This is a genomic window from Flavobacterium sp. AC267 (assembly GCF_979258715.1).
In genome coordinates, this window is sequence record NZ_OZ409875.1 from 4327588 (window position 1) to 4342385 (window position 14798).

Sequence of the window (14798 nt, forward strand, 5' to 3'; positions counted from 1 at the left end):
TATACTTTTAACACAAAAATCTAACAGGTTTTAAAGACCTGTAGGTTAATTTTTCATTCTAAAACATAGCCAATGCTTTCAACCATTTGGACGTAGCGCGATTATTCGATACGTTCCCCGAGGTTGAAACCTTGGGCTATGTTTGATATTCTGCCTGATCTGCCAAATCTGCGAGAGTAAATTTTCACGCAGATTTTGCTGACTTAGGAAATTTCCCTGTCATTTCAATTATTACAATACGTTTCCCGAGGTTGAAACCTCGGGCTATGTTTGATATTGAATCTTTAATTTTGTCGAGTTTCTTTTATTTTTAATTTCTAATTTTTGATTTTTGATTCTCTTAAACGAAAAATACCTAACAGGTTTTGGAAACCTGTTAGGATAGATCGTAACTTAATATTTGAATTTCTTCAAGTTATTTTCTAATTCATTTTTTGAACCGCTGAAAGGCACTAAATAAAAACTATATTCATAATCTCCCGATTTAATTTGATATTGCTCTAATGGCTGTGCGACTGATGTCCAACTGTCGTTCCCTCCCACTCCCATTTGAACTAAATCAATATTTACGGTTAAAAATCCAGGATCTTTTAACTCGTATGTATGTGTTGTCGCGCTTAGGTTTTCCTGTGTGTATGGCCATGCGCTCATGCTTAGAACTTTTGAATCGTTTACAACCAAAATTCCGTTGTTTTTTTGTGGTGTTGTCAGTGCCATCCATCTTACATCACAGCGATTTCCGTTTTCCTGCGGCTTTACGTAATGCTCGATAAAATCATTAATTGGAAGCGAATATTTCCCCACAAACGAGCCGAAACTTCTGTCATTGTAATTTTCTAATTCTCCTTTTCCGTACCACGAAATCTGGTCGAATTTTCTTTGAACGCCCATCTGCATTCCGATTTTTGGAATGTTTGGCAGTTTGTTTGAAGCTTTTAAACTGTAATCTACTTTTATCAATCCGTTTGGTAAAATCTTGTACACTACGTTTACGCTCGCGCTGTCTTTTATAATTTCGTAATCGCTTGTAATTTTAATTTCCGAAGCTGATTTGTCTATTTTAATGTTGACCAATTTTGGTTTTGCTTTGTACCATTGTTTCAGTACTTTTTGTGATTTCCATCCTCTTTTATCGTTATCCGTAAGCGGTCTTACGAAGTTTGGAAGCAACGGAGCAAAAACTTGTTCTTCTCCGTTAAAAATATAAGAACTCAAAGCTCCGTTTGTTTTGCTGATAGTAACATCGAAAGTTTTTCCTTTGATTTTAAAATCTGAATCTGATTCTGAAACGTTTACAATTTCTTTTTTGGATTCAGGAGAAACCGTTTCTTTCTTTTTCAGCAGAAACTGATCTTCCGCGACAGCGTAACCCTTTGAAGCCCAAAGTTCCTCTTTTGAAAGCTGAAATTCTATATTTAAAATATATTCGGCATCAGCTTTCATTTTTGGAAGATAAGAACTGATATCTAATGTTGTTGATTGTCCTGCTTCTACTTTTAAGGGTTTTAAAATCTGTGTTTTAATCACGTTTCCGTTTTCCAAAACTTTTAAAACCGGAATATAATCTTCTAATGATTTAACCGACTGGCGATTTTTAATTTCTAACTGATTTCCGTTTAAAGTCGAAATCGCGGGCTGATACACCCATTTATTCTCAAAAATTGATCCTTTTGGTTTTCCGTTAGAATCTACAATTCCTTTTGTATTGAAGTTTCCATCATGGTATTTTTCGCCAAAATCTCCTCCGTGTGCGAAATATTCCTGACCTGATCTTGAGTCAAATTTAACTAATCCCTGATCTTTAAATTCCCAAATACAGCCTCCGATAACTCGTGGAAGTGAACGGAATTCATCCCATAATTCTTTTAAATTTCCAACTGAATTTCCCATCGCATGAGAATATTCCACAAAAATAATTGGTCGTGTATCTTTCTTTTGATCGACTAAAAATTTAGGTGTGAAAACACCCGGATAAAAACGGCTGACCATATCTACATAAGAATCATCCTGCGGATTTTCAAATCTGTAAGCGTGATCGATTGTTTTTGGATATCCCGGATCAAGCGGATCGATATATCCATCTAATTTTGCATTTCCCTGCGCCGGTTCGTAATGTACGGGACGTGTAATATCGAAATCGTGAACCCAGCCCGACATTGCCGCGTGATTGGGTCCTTTTCCGCCTTCGTTTCCTAAACTCCACATCACGACCGACGGATGGTTTTTATCTCTTTCGACCATTCGGGTCATGCGCTCCATGTAAGCATTTGTCCAAAGCGGATCGTTGCTTAATTTACCGCCAATTCCGTGTGTTTCCTGATTGGCTTCGTCCATAACCATGATTCCGTATTGATCGCATAATTCATAGAAGTAAGGATCGTTTGGATAGTGGCTTGTACGTATAAAGTTGAAATTGAACTTCTTAATCGTTGTTATATCTTGTTTGATGTCTTCTCTCGTAACGGCTTTTCCTCTTGTTGGATGATGATCGTGACGATTGACTCCATATACATAAGTTTCTTTTCCGTTGATGAGCATTTTTCCGTTTTCTTTTGAGAATTCAATCGAGCGGAAACCTACTTTACAGCTTTTTGCATCGGTAACGTTGCCATTTTTATCTTTTATGGAAAGAACCATTGTGTATAAATTCGGCTCTTCTGAACTCCATTTCTTCGGATTTTTGATAGTTTCCTGAAAAAACCCAAAACGTACATTATCCAAACGAGGATAACTTTCGTTGATTAAATCGATTACTGGTCTCTGAAGCGGTTCTTTGAACATTGCCGTATTATTGGCATCGTACAACTGAACATTCATTGTATAATCTTTGATTTTTTCTCCAGTCAAATTCTCCACTTTCGGACGTAGTTTGAAAATCGCATCTGTGTATTGTTTGTCTAATTTGGTTTGAACAAAGAAATCCTGAATGCGTAATTTTGGCTCTGCCATAATAAAAACTTCACGCTGGATACCGCTTACACGCCAGTGATCCTGATCTTCTAAATAAGAACCATCTGCCCAGCGGATTACCTGAACCGAAACTACATTTTCGCCTTCTTTTAAATAGGGTGTAATATCAAATTCTGACGGCAGAAAACTGTCTTCGCCATAACCTAAAAATTCTCCGTTTAACCAAACCTGAAATCCTGAGCTTACGGCTCCAAAATGAAGCGTAACGGTCATATCTTTCCAGTTTGCAGGAACGGTAAAACTACGCTGATAAGAACCTACTCCGTTGTAATCTTTTGGGATATAAGGCGGATTTATTGGTCGGAACGGATAAACGGCACTTTTGTAAATTGGATTGTCATAACCTTTCATTTCCCAGTTTGACGGAACTTCTATTTTATCCCAAGCCGACACTTTTGACTTGTAAAAATCTTTATTCGCTTCTTTTAAATTTATGGCATATTTAAAATCCCAATCGCCGTTGAGCATTTGGATTCGGCTTTTGGTTCTGTCGCCTTTTAAGGCGTCTTCAATACTTGTATATGAATATGCGGTCGCCCTTGAAGGCTGTCTGTTGATGCTTGTAACCGTTGGGTCTTCCCATGGTGCAAATTGGTATTTTTTGTGTAATTCTGGAATACCAGCTGGTTCTCCTGTTACGGATTGGGCGTTCGTGTAAGTTGTAAATAGTAAAATTACAGTCAAAAAGTCGAAAGTCGAAAGTCGAAAGTTGAAAAATTGCTGAATGTGATTTGACTTAAACATTGATTTTATATTGTATTTCATTGTTGTTGTTTCAGATGTTCCTACGGAACATAAATGCGTATTAATTTCGCTTCTTCTACCGACCAGTGCCTCCTAACGGAGTCTCTTTTGTCAAATATTATCATTTTTATAAAGAGTCTTAAGTGTATCTCATAACTCATAACTACTTCATAACCTTCTCCGGCGGTGCCACAAAATTCAATTTACTTGTTCCTATGTCTTTCGAAGTTGCAACGGCAATTCCTCTTTGTTCGGCTTTGTTTACAGCGCAGTAAAAATGATATACAACGCCATCATGTTTTACGACAAATGATTTATGCGCAAACATATCATCATAAGGTTCAGATGATTTAATCAAATCGTCGCCTTTCCAATCTGTCCAGTTTACTAAATCATTCGAAACTGCAAAACGGTTAAACGCACCTTGATTCCAACCCGTCCAAAAAGCTCCAAAATAAAACATTACCCAAGTATCATTAATTCGCTGAATATAGGCATCTCCAGAAATTCCTTTATGATGATTTATTAAAGGTTTATCGCCATAACGCTCCCATTTTTTCATATCATTCGATACCGCCATAGCAATACGCTCTGCACCTTTAGCAGGATTTATGCTATCTCCACGAGCATTGTAGTACATGATAAAATTGTGTCCTGTCAACTTATCTTTATCACGAATCACACTGTTTTTGTACATCGTACTATTGTCCCACCATTTAGCGTCTTTGTCTTTTGGTGTTAAAACTGGATTTTCTAATCTTTGAAATTCGTGTGGTTTTGTTGGTGCTTCTTTTGTATACGCCATTCCGATTGATAAAACTCCTGCTTCGTAACCTTTACTATCTCCTCCAAAATAACTCATCCAATATTTATCTTCGTATTTTGCCCATTCGTAGCTTCCGCCCCAAGTTGGGTCTTGTAACGAAATGTATCCCGCTTTTTGATTAACATCCCAATGTTTTTCGTTTTCTGAGAAAGACATTACTTTTCCTAAATATTTCCAATCTAAAAGGTTGTCACTTTCTGCTAACCAAGTTTCATAACCTCTTCCATCGTAAATTAAATACGTCATATACCATTTTCCGTCTTTTCTAAACACACTTGGGCAATCCATTTTATAGGAGTTGTCTGTCGGAACCATTACTAAACCGTATTTATAAGGTGTTTTGATTTCTTCGTAAATCTCCTGCATTACGGTTTCCGTAATTTCTCTTTTCTTGTATTTGGTTGCACAGCTGGTTATGGCAAGTGCTGAAATGCTTAGGATTAGGTATTTAATTTTCATTTTTATGTTTTTTGCCACGAAGGCGCTAAGGCTCTAAGTTTTTTTATTTCACGCAGATTTTGCAGATTTAAGCAGATTATTAATTGATTTTTATCTGCGTGAATCAGCTAAAATCTGCAAAATCTGCGGGAAACTTTAATTTATTTTTTCAATTCTGATAATCTTGTTTCCATTACATCTTTATTCAGTTTTACTTTTACCATTCCTGTTGGATGAAATCTTCTCTTCAAGTCGATGGCGTTATACACAATTGTGTAAACATCGTTTCCTTCTGGGATTAAGCACAATGGCGTTCTCATAATATCCCACCATTTATTAACTTTGGTTTCTATCGGTAAATATCTTGCTTCTGACCATTTAACGCCGTCTGCAGATAATGAATACGCAATCATATTGGGTAAATGATGTCCCCAGCCGTCTGGTCCTCCGTCGAAAATCGCGATATACATTCCGTTTGGTAATTGACTTACAATTGGATTTTCTACAAACTGCGGATGCATTGTCTTAATTGGTTCTAAACCTTTGTTCATTCTTTGCCATGGACCTTCTAAACTTTTGGATTCGGCTAGAGCTACAAACCAGCCTTTTCCTGATTTCTTCGGATAATCTGCCCAGGAATTAAACGGATATGCTCCGCTGTAGAATCCGAAATATTTATCGCCGACTTTATATGGAAAAAATGAAGCTACACCCTGACGTCCTTCCCAAGGCTGAGAATCTAATCCTGGCTCCATAATAATTCCCATATCTTTATAAGGGCCACCAATTCCGTTAATTCCTTCTACGGTAGATTCACATCTCCAGATTCTTCCAAAAGAATGATTTGGTTCTATTTCTTTACTCACCGTATAAGCCAAATAATAGCCGTACCATTTGTTTGCCTTTTCGTTAAAAACCGGCATATACGACCAAATTGCGGCACGGCGGTCATTCATCGGGTTATCATCTTCAGTTACGGCATAAGTTCCGCTTGCCTGATAAATTGTGGATTCTCTTTTCCAAGTAATGGCATCTTTACTTGTCCAGTGTCCAATTTTTGTCTTCACACGATCGTAATAATAATCTACACCAATTTCGCCCGCTCTCTCCGTTGGAAACATATGATACGTATCACCTACTTTTACCACGCGTCCACCTTCAAATCCTCCCTGAATTCCTTCTGTTCCAGACATTCCTTCATCAATAACCGGTTTATTTTCGCCACCAATAATTTCAAAAAGAGGTTTTTCATCTGAAAATCCTTCAACAATAAAAGTTGGGTTCCACAGTTTTCCGTCTGGAAGTTCTGCGTTTCTAAAAGTTAATTGCTGATTTTCTTTTCCAACTCCTAAAACTGTAAATAAACCTTTTCCAGGATTTATAGTTTGAGTTCCTTTTGAATAGGAAATCGCATACACATTCACGGGAGGCAAACCTGTAATTGTTATCCCATTTTCTAATATTAATTTGGCTTTCGCCGAATTATTAAATTGAAGATATTCGGGATTTCCTTTTTCCTGAAAAACGCCAATTAATACCTGAACATTATCTTTAAACTTTAACTGTAAAGGTGAATTTGTTCCGTTTTTATATTTATCCAAAGGAAGTTCGATTCCTTGTAAACCTTCTAATTCGGGAGCTAACCGAACAATATTATGTTTGCTTCCTGAAAAAACATGAGCGTATTGCGTGGTTTTGAATGTTTTGTAATTTGATTTTACAACTTCAAAAGATGCTGGTTTCCAAGCGGTAGTTTGTGCTGATACTTGAATGCAGAAAATCAACAGCATTACGAAAGCAGTTTTTAATTTAAAATTGTATTTTTTATTTTTTGATAACATTGGTTTTTTATTTTTTATTGACTTCAGAATTTCTTCAATCTTGTCATTTCTACGAAGGAGAAATCTTCATTAGAAACTCTACAAAGATTGGCGACATTCTGTGTGGAGCTACTTGTGGAGATTTCTCCTTCGTAGAAATGACAAAACTCACGTGACAATCTTTGTGGTTACGCGTGTGATTCCTCCTTTCAGTCAGGAATGAAAAACTAGACGTTTATAAATTAACTGCTAATCACTAAGAACTAAATTAATCACTAAGAACTAAACTAATCACTAACGACTAATCACTAAGGACTAAGGGCTAATCACTAAGAACTAAGAACTAATTACTAAAAAGCCCTATAACTCACTTTATATTCCACATTCGGTTTTACAATCAGCTGATATTTATTCTTCGATAACTCCGTAATCGTTCCTGAGTTTGTTTTTGGTTTGCTGGCACTTTCAATAATCAATTTTCCTTCTCCTTCACCTGCTTTTACCTTAATTTCTTTGGTACTGCAGTACAATGAAACTTCACCGTTTGGAGTTGGTACTTTTCCTTCCATCCATTTTAAACCTCCAAGATTCGGTTTGATTTCATATTCAGTATATCCTGGTGCGGTTGGTTTTACACCCAAATAATATTTTCCTAATAAATAAATCGGACTGGCTCCCCAAGCGTGGCAGAGACTTTTCCCGTAAGGGCGTCCGTACATAGTTAAATGCTCTGTTCCTTTTTTGTTTGGATTGTATTCTTCCCAGAAAGATGTAGCGCCCTCATTCAGCATTCCGCCCCAATAATCTTTCATTTCTTTTAAAACATAATTCTGTTCGCCCATAGCACACAAGGCTTCCAACTCGTAAAAACGCATGTAAGGTGTTGTGATTTGAAGAACATCTTTATTCAGTAACACTTTATTTTTTACACTTTGTTTTTGTTCTTCAGTAAAATAATTAAAAAAAATACCGAACATATTAGCATATCTGGTTACAATATTTTGCATTTTACCGTCGATGCGCTGGTGTTTCATGACGTTTTCTTTTTTATCCCAAAACACCTCAAATAATTTCGCTTTTAAATCATCCCCTAATTTTTGATATTGTTTTTGATCCTCACTTTCACCTGCAATTTTAGCACTAACCTCCATAGCTTCTAAACTTCTCGCTAAAAGCATTTGCTCAAAACTAACCTCGCCGGTTTTTGGTAATCCGTCTGCCCAATCAATAAAAACCCAATCGCCTTCTAAAGGTTCAAGGAATCCGTTTTTGTTTCTTCTTTCTAAACAGAAATCCATAAGTGATTTCATTCTTGGATAAAAAGTTTTGATGAATTTGGTATCGCCTGTATGTAAGTAGTAATCGTAAACTCCTACAAACCAATAGAGCGAATAATCCATTATAATGTTTACGTGAGCCGTTACAGGATCTTTTCCGCGAAGGGCTAAAAGCGTTCGTTCTACAGAAGCCGAATCAAAGAATAAATAATAATTCATTAAATAACTTTGATAAGCATCGCCAGACCAAACCCAACGGTCGCGTTTTATTCCGTCTATAAAAAATTCGCGAGTTGTTAAATGCATCGTATATGCCGACACATCCCAAATTTTATTCAATTGTTCATCCGAAGATTTGAAAGCTCCACGATAATCTAATGGTAAATATTCATAAAGCATCGAAATCGAATCGTATTTTACTGTTGCATCAGTTTGTACCTGAACATAGCGAAATGCTTTCGATCCGTCGTGTGTATAGGTTTGAGACTGGTTTCCATCAAAAGATAAATGATCTAAAGTTTCGCATCTGGCAGAATCCAAAGCTTCTTCACGAGATTCGCCATAATAAAGTGCTACTTTACCTTTTCCTTTTAAACCGTGAATTTTAATATAACCAAAAGTTTCTTTACCAAAATCTACCAGCTCTCCATTTCCTATTTTTTCTGTTTTTTTGGCACTCAAAGGTTTGGTTGTCAGTTTAAACTCAGAAGGTTTATTTTCTGGTGAATTAAAATTCCAAGAACCCACGGGAACCCAAGGTGTACCAGATTGTTGTGCTTTTCCAGTTTCATCGATCCAAAGTTTATCTTCATTGGTTACTTTCCAGTATGCATCAGATTTTACATATTTTCCATTAATATAAATCGCAGGCAGTACTTCTTGATTGTATACTTTAAATGAAATTTTGTGTTTTCCAGAAGGAATTTTTATTGATTTAGGCTGTCCGTAAATTTGAACACCATCTAAAAGTAATTGAAAAGGTCCTTCTGAGTAGATTTTTACGTCGTCTGGTTCCGGAATATCTACTTCTGTTTGAAAAGTTACCAAGGCATACGGACTGTAATATTGCCAAAGCGGTGGAAATACTGCTTCGCGTTCTGTGCGTCTTACCTGCATTTTATTGCTCAACCAAACTTCAAAATCACCTGGATACCAGATCCATGTCCCTTCTTTTGGCTTTTCCTGAGCAAATAGGCAGGCAGAAAAAAATAAAGTACAACAGACAAGGAAAATCTTAAAAATTGAAAAGCGGTTTAGCATAGTTAATTTATTTTGGGACTAAAGATAAGTGTTATCTTTACATTTCACAACCTGCACTATCCTGCTATTTCATAAAAAATAGTATTTTTTGATAATTTTTTAAGGGAAAAATTATGGCTTATCATTTTTTTAGTACTAAAAAAAATGATGTTTGAATTTTATGGACGCTTATGAAACGGATTTACTTTGTAAAGACGCTGATTTACACTTATTATAATTATATTAACGCAACAAGCTTTGTCAAAGTTCAAAACTTTGACAAAGCTATAGAAGAATCAAAACAAAAAATCCGTGTCAATCCGTGTCTTTACGAAGTAAATCTGTTTTATCAGCGTTCTAATTTTTTTTTGTGATTTATGCAATCATCTTTTCCGAATCATTTTCATCTTCTAAAATATAATTAGAAGGTGTTTTGCCTAAATGCTTCTTAAACATATAGATAAAAGCGCTTGTAGTTTCGTAGCCTAGATTAAAGGCAATTTCTTTGATTGATTGTTTTTCGCCAAGACGTTTTATGGCTTCTAATAATTTTAATCGCGTACGCCAGTCGCTGAAATTCATTCCGAGTTCTTTAATGAATAATCGGGATAAAGTTCGGGTACTCATAAAAGATATTTCTGCGTAATGATCTATCGTGTTTTTACTGGCAACATCGCTCATTAAAAGTTCCACTACTTTTTGTAATCTTTCGTGATTGGTTGTTGGAAGAAAAGTTGCACTTGGTTCAATTAGGGCCAATTCGTCCAGAAAAACTTCAATAATTCTGCCTTGCGAAGCTGTAAGATTTCCTTCTGTCCCGAAAGAAATAATTTTAAAAATCAGCTGTTTTAAGAACATCGGAATATCAAAAGAAAAGCTGTTTATAGGTAATCCTCCCATTGCAGAGGGATCGATAAACACGCTGTAATAATTAACGTCTTTCTGAAAAGTGACCTGATGCTCTACTCCGCCCGGAAGCCAAAGGCCCTGTAACGGATTAACCACCCAAATATGATTTCCTACTACGACATTCATTACACCACGCGTCGCATAAATAAGCTGACCTCTGGGATGTGAATGCGAGATACACATTTCATTGGTTACCATTTCGGTATATCCAATAATAGGTATTGATGGATCTATTTTGTATCCGTGCTCCTGTGCTATTCGATATGTCCGAATCTGGTTATTCATTGTCCAAATATAGCAATTCTGACATTACTATTCTTTTAATCTTTGCAAAAAATAATACAGCTGTTGTTTTTAAACCTAATTTTAAAATCAAAAAATATTTCATGGACACTATTAAAGCAAATCCTGACATACTTAAAAAAACCACTTATTCGATCTTATTTATCATAAGTTTTTCTCATTTAATTAATGATCTTTTACAAGCTGTTGTACCATCAATTTATCCGCTGTTAAAAGAAAATTTTAACTTGAGTTTTTCTCAAATCGGAATCATCACTTTTACGTACCAAATCGTAGCTTCAATTTTACAGCCGTTTGTAGGAATGTATACAGACAAAAATTCAAAACCATATTCGCTGATTGTCGGTATGTGTTTTACAATGACTGGACTTTTCTTGGTTTCGATTGCTTCAAGCTTTACTTATCTATTATTATCAGTAAGTTTAATCGGAATTGGATCTTCGATTTTTCATCCAGAATCATCTAGAGTAGCACATTTAGCCTCAGGTGGAAAAAAAGGTTTGGCGCAGTCTATCTTCCAATTAGGAGGAAATGCAGGAAGTGCTGTCGGGCCTTTATTAGCGGCATTTATCGTTATTCCGCACGGACAATCTTATATCGCTTGGTTTTGTATTATTGCGCTAGTCGGAGTTTTTGCTTTGTATAAAATTGCAATTTGGTACACTGCACATTTATCTGAAAGAAATGCCAATAAAGCTTCTCACCAAATCGAAACGCATCATTTGTCTAAAAACAGGGTAATTGCTTCGTTGATCATTTTATTAGTTTTGATTTTCTCTAAGTATTTCTATATGAGTAGCATTACCAGTTATTATACTTTCTTTCTTATAGATAAATTTCATATTACGATTCAACAATCACAAGTATATTTATTCTTATTCTCGGGTGCTGTTGTCGCAGGAACTTTGATTGGAGGACCAATTGGAGACCGATACGGAAGAAAATATGTAATCTGGGTTTCGATTCTTGGGGTTGCTCCTTTCACTATGTTACTTCCGTATGTTTCTTTATTTTGGGTTGGAACTTTGTCTGTAGTAATCGGATTGATTCTTTCTTCGGCATTCTCAGCGATTCTGGTTTATGCAACTGAATTAATGCCCGGAAAAGTCGGACTTGTAGCGGGTCTTTTCTTCGGATTTGCTTTTGGAATGGGTGGTTTAGGGTCTGCTATTTTAGGGAAAATTGCTGACGAAACGAGTATTGAGTATGTATTTAAGATTTGTGCTTTTCTGCCTTTAATTGGGATTATTACTGGGTTCTTGCCTAATTTGGAGAAGAAAAAGAAGGTTGAGTAATTTTTAATGCCACAAAGTCGCTAAGACGCAAAGATTTATTAAATAATTGCGTCAAGCTTTAGCTGGATGAAATATAATGTAAAGCTCAAAAGGCTTTAGCCAAATATCTACAATTTGGCTAAAGCCTTTTTCTATTCTTTTTACATATACCTCCAGTTAAAACTGGAGGCAACTAATAAAATAGCCTTGCTTTATTTGCAATCTTTTTAAAAACATAGCCCGTGGTTTCAACCACGGGAAACGAATTTTGATAAACGGAATATTACATATATTGCGTCCCGTGGTTGAAACCACGGGCTATGTTTGAATATTTTTATGTTTCTAATTAATTTCCATTGAAAACCAAATACAAAACCAAAATCGTCAATCCCAACAAACCAAACAAAAGCTTTACCTTTTTACTAGTTTTAGGAATATCCGTTTCATCTGAAAAATTAACTTCAGGATTTTTATCAGTTAAAGAAATAATAACTGCTGCAATTAAAAGCACAGCAAAAATGTAAAATGAGATTAACAAAAAGTGAGGCCAAACCGGATATTTATCGGCAGGAAAAATCCATAAATACAGAACTCCAACGAATAAACTAAACGCAGAACCCCAAGAAAGCGTAGCGTTTACAGCTTTTTTTGGTAGTGCGTTTCCAAAAAACACTCAGCAAAAACACAACCGATAAAGATGGCGCTAAGAATCCTAAAACAGCCTGAAAAATATTAAATAGATTTTGCCCTTTAATATTGTCAATTGCAACAGCAATCAGAATCGCAAAAACACATCCAGCAAGCAATTGTTAAACGCCCAATTTTAATTTGATCTTTAATAGTCGCATTTGGGTTGATTTTCTTTACGTAAATATCATTCGTAAAAACGGTGCTTAAAGCATTAAGAGAAGAACCAATTGTTCCTACCAAAACTGCAATCATTACACAGATTACTAAACCATTCATTCCACTTGGAAATAAGTTGGTAACCATTGTCATATAAGCTAAGTCTGAATTGCTTCCTAATTCTGGATATAATGCATAACATAAAATTCCAGGAAGAATAAACAACGGCAGAGCCATTACTTTTAACCAACCAATAAAGTTCACGCCCAATTGTCCCTGTTCCAGATTTTTAGCTCCCAAAACACTCTGCACCATCGATTGATCGGTACAGAAAAATGCAACTGCGACAACCGGATATCCTAATAAAATAGCAGGCCACGGATAATGGGCATCGTCTGAAGGACGAACTAAATTCCAAAAATTAGAAGGTGTTTTCGCAATTAAAACATCTATTCCGCCCAGTTTTTGCAAACCTAAATAAGAAAGCGTCAGCGAAACTACAATCAGCAGAATCATCTGAAAAACATTGACTTTTGCAATCGCTTTTAATCCTCCGGCAAAGGTAAATATTCCTGAAAAAATTACTAAAACCGTAACGCTCTGCCACATCGGAATTCCCAAAATCTGACGCACTAAAACGCCCCCACTGAATAATCCCAAAGACAACCAGCTTACCAAAATTTTTACCATAGCATACCAAGCCAGAATATTCTGCGTACTGTCGCCGTAGCGTTTCCCCATATATTCGGGCATTGTACTTACTTTACTCGCAATATATTTGGGTGCAAAAACCATCGCCAAAAGCAGTAAAAACACAAAAGCATACCACTCAAAATTTCCAGCCACAATTCCGGTTGCGTAACCAATACTTGCAAAGGCCAATAATGATGAAGGACCAACATTGGTTCCCCACATATTAAATCCGATACTGTACCAGCTCAAGGAGTTAGAAGCTAAAAATAATGTTTCGTTTTTTTTGCTCTGCTTCACGCTTACCACATAACCAATGACTAATAAAGTCACCAAATAAACCGCTACAATTATAAAATCGAGCGTCGTTAATTTATCGTAGATGCTGTTCATAGTCCGTATTCGTTAAGAATATCGGCGATTTTAACCGGCATTCCAGTTTGCAGTGATTTGTCCATTGCCTGCAATAAAGCCACAGTTCCAATTCCTTCTTCCATGTTTGGGTAAGCCTCGAAACCTTGCTCAATGCTATCCACAAAATATTCTAAATAATTCTGATATTCACCGCCGTGATGACTTTGTCCTTCAAAACGGAAATAATATTTTAAAGTGCTGTCACCCCAAGTAATCACTTTTTCTTCACCCGTTTTATCTGTAACGGCGTAACGCAATTCGTGATAATCTGCCTGACTTGCACCTTCTGTTGCTCTTAGAATCGTGCTCATGCCGCTGTCTCTTTGCGCCGGCTGAGTCGGCGAAGTGTATACACCGCTTACTCTGGCAATTCTGCCGTCGGTAGCTTTAAAGATAAAATGCATGGTGTCTTCGTTTTTCAATCCCGCATTTTGTCCGTTACTGCTGATCATTCCGTACCCCATTACTTCCTGAATATTTGGAAGATACCATCTAATGAAATCCACAGGATGACTCAAACCTCCGTACAGCCATTTAAATGATTGCAAAAGCGACCATTCTTTCTTTAAAAACCATCTGTGATCGGCATGATATTGCGCTTCAATGGTAATTAAATCTCCAATTAAACCGGCTTCAAAATCAGCTCTTTGTCTTTTTGCAGGTTCGAAAAAACGAGAACTTTGACCAATGAAAACTTTCTTACCCGTTTTAGCACTTAATTCTAGTAGTTCTTTGGCATCAGAAAGATCATCAATAAAAGGTTTTGTACAAACAACGTGTTTTCCGTGCAACAAAGCTTGTTTAACATCGTCGCGCGTGCAGGTGATCCGGTGTATAGATGGCAATAATATCAATTGAACTATCGTTTAATAGATCTTCGTAATTGGTTGTATACGAATGAAAATCGAACTCTTTTGCTCTCTGTTTACACAAATCTTCGTTTCTGTCGCATATTTTCACAAGCTCTAATTTTGAACTTTCTATGGCGACCGACATTGTGCTTCGTCCTTCTCCAAGTCCCAGAATGGCTATTTTTAACATTGGTGTG

11 protein-coding genes are annotated in these 14798 nt (G+C 36.3%); 1 reads left to right on the plus strand and 10 read right to left on the minus strand.

From position 1 onward, the window contains the following. Positions 1-393: 393 nt before the first annotated feature. From ACZZ95_RS22915 to ACZZ95_RS22935, 5 genes are all read right to left on the minus strand, one after another. Entirely contained in the window at positions 394-3735 is a 3342-nt protein-coding gene (locus tag ACZZ95_RS22915) for a glycoside hydrolase family 2 TIM barrel-domain containing protein (RefSeq protein WP_463470836.1), read from the minus strand. Positions 3736-3877: 142 nt separating this feature from the next. Beyond that, a complete protein-coding gene (locus tag ACZZ95_RS22920; RefSeq protein ID WP_463470837.1) occupies positions 3878-4999 on the minus strand; it encodes a glycoside hydrolase family protein in 1122 nt (373 codons plus the stop codon). Between the two features lie 140 nt (positions 5000-5139). Beyond that, positions 5140-6819, minus strand: a complete 1680-nt coding sequence (locus tag ACZZ95_RS22925; protein ID WP_463470838.1) for a hypothetical protein — start codon at positions 6817-6819, stop codon at positions 5140-5142. Positions 6820-7148: 329 nt separating this feature from the next. Continuing rightward, the gene (locus ACZZ95_RS22930; RefSeq protein ID WP_463470839.1) at positions 7149-9335 is read right to left on the minus strand and encodes an alpha-L-rhamnosidase-related protein; all 2187 of its coding nucleotides are present in this window, start codon (positions 9333-9335) and stop codon (positions 7149-7151) included. 354 nt (positions 9336-9689) lie between these two features. Further along, positions 9690-10508, minus strand: coding sequence for an AraC family transcriptional regulator (locus tag ACZZ95_RS22935; protein WP_463470840.1), 819 nt, complete (start codon positions 10506-10508; stop codon positions 9690-9692). Positions 10509-10609: 101 nt separating this feature from the next. On the opposite strand from ACZZ95_RS22935, the gene ACZZ95_RS22940 reads away from it, so the two are divergent. Next, positions 10610-11821, plus strand: coding sequence for an MFS transporter (locus ACZZ95_RS22940; protein WP_463470841.1), 1212 nt, complete (start codon positions 10610-10612; stop codon positions 11819-11821). Between the two features lie 325 nt (positions 11822-12146). On the opposite strand, the gene ACZZ95_RS22945 is transcribed toward ACZZ95_RS22940, so the two are convergent. Genes ACZZ95_RS22945 through ACZZ95_RS22965 form a run of 5 tightly spaced genes read right to left on the minus strand, consistent with a single transcriptional unit; the run spans position 12147 to position 14791 of the window. Further along, a complete protein-coding gene (locus ACZZ95_RS22945; protein WP_463471805.1) occupies positions 12147-12473 on the minus strand; it encodes a hypothetical protein in 327 nt (108 codons plus the stop codon). Next, a complete protein-coding gene (locus ACZZ95_RS22950) occupies positions 12406-12606 on the minus strand; it encodes a sodium:solute symporter family transporter (protein ID WP_463470842.1) in 201 nt (66 codons plus the stop codon). Before ACZZ95_RS22950 ends, ACZZ95_RS22945 begins: the two co-directional genes overlap by 68 nt. Then, a complete protein-coding gene (locus ACZZ95_RS22955; RefSeq protein WP_463470843.1) occupies positions 12560-13729 on the minus strand; it encodes a sodium:solute symporter family transporter in 1170 nt (389 codons plus the stop codon). The genes ACZZ95_RS22950 and ACZZ95_RS22955 overlap by 47 nt, the downstream gene beginning before the upstream one ends. Next, complete coding sequence (locus ACZZ95_RS22960; protein ID WP_463470844.1) at positions 13726-14541, minus strand: Gfo/Idh/MocA family protein; 816 nt, start codon at positions 14539-14541, stop codon at positions 13726-13728. Before ACZZ95_RS22960 ends, ACZZ95_RS22955 begins: the two co-directional genes overlap by 4 nt. Before the next feature lie 10 nt (positions 14542-14551). Further along, complete coding sequence (locus ACZZ95_RS22965; RefSeq protein ID WP_463470845.1) at positions 14552-14791, minus strand: Gfo/Idh/MocA family oxidoreductase; 240 nt, start codon at positions 14789-14791, stop codon at positions 14552-14554. Positions 14792-14798 lie beyond the last annotated feature (7 nt).

Excerpts from the sequence above, each read along its gene's own strand:
- ACZZ95_RS22935 (WP_463470840.1), bottom strand. The coding sequence starts at position 10,508 with ATGAATAACCAGATTCGGACATATCGAATAGCACAGGAGCACGGATAC.
- ACZZ95_RS22925 (WP_463470838.1), bottom strand. The coding sequence starts at position 6,819 with ATGTTATCAAAAAATAAAAAATACAATTTTAAATTAAAAACTGCTTTC.
- ACZZ95_RS22930 (WP_463470839.1), bottom strand. The coding sequence starts at position 9,335 with ATGCTAAACCGCTTTTCAATTTTTAAGATTTTCCTTGTCTGTTGTACT.
- ACZZ95_RS22955 (WP_463470843.1), bottom strand. The coding sequence starts at position 13,729 with ATGAACAGCATCTACGATAAATTAACGACGCTCGATTTTATAATTGTA.
- ACZZ95_RS22920 (WP_463470837.1), bottom strand. The coding sequence starts at position 4,999 with ATGAAAATTAAATACCTAATCCTAAGCATTTCAGCACTTGCCATAACC.
- ACZZ95_RS22965 (WP_463470845.1), bottom strand. The coding sequence starts at position 14,791 with ATGTTAAAAATAGCCATTCTGGGACTTGGAGAAGGACGAAGCACAATG.
- ACZZ95_RS22915 (WP_463470836.1), bottom strand. The coding sequence starts at position 3,735 with ATGAAATACAATATAAAATCAATGTTTAAGTCAAATCACATTCAGCAA.
- ACZZ95_RS22940 (WP_463470841.1), top strand. The coding sequence starts at position 10,610 with ATGGACACTATTAAAGCAAATCCTGACATACTTAAAAAAACCACTTAT.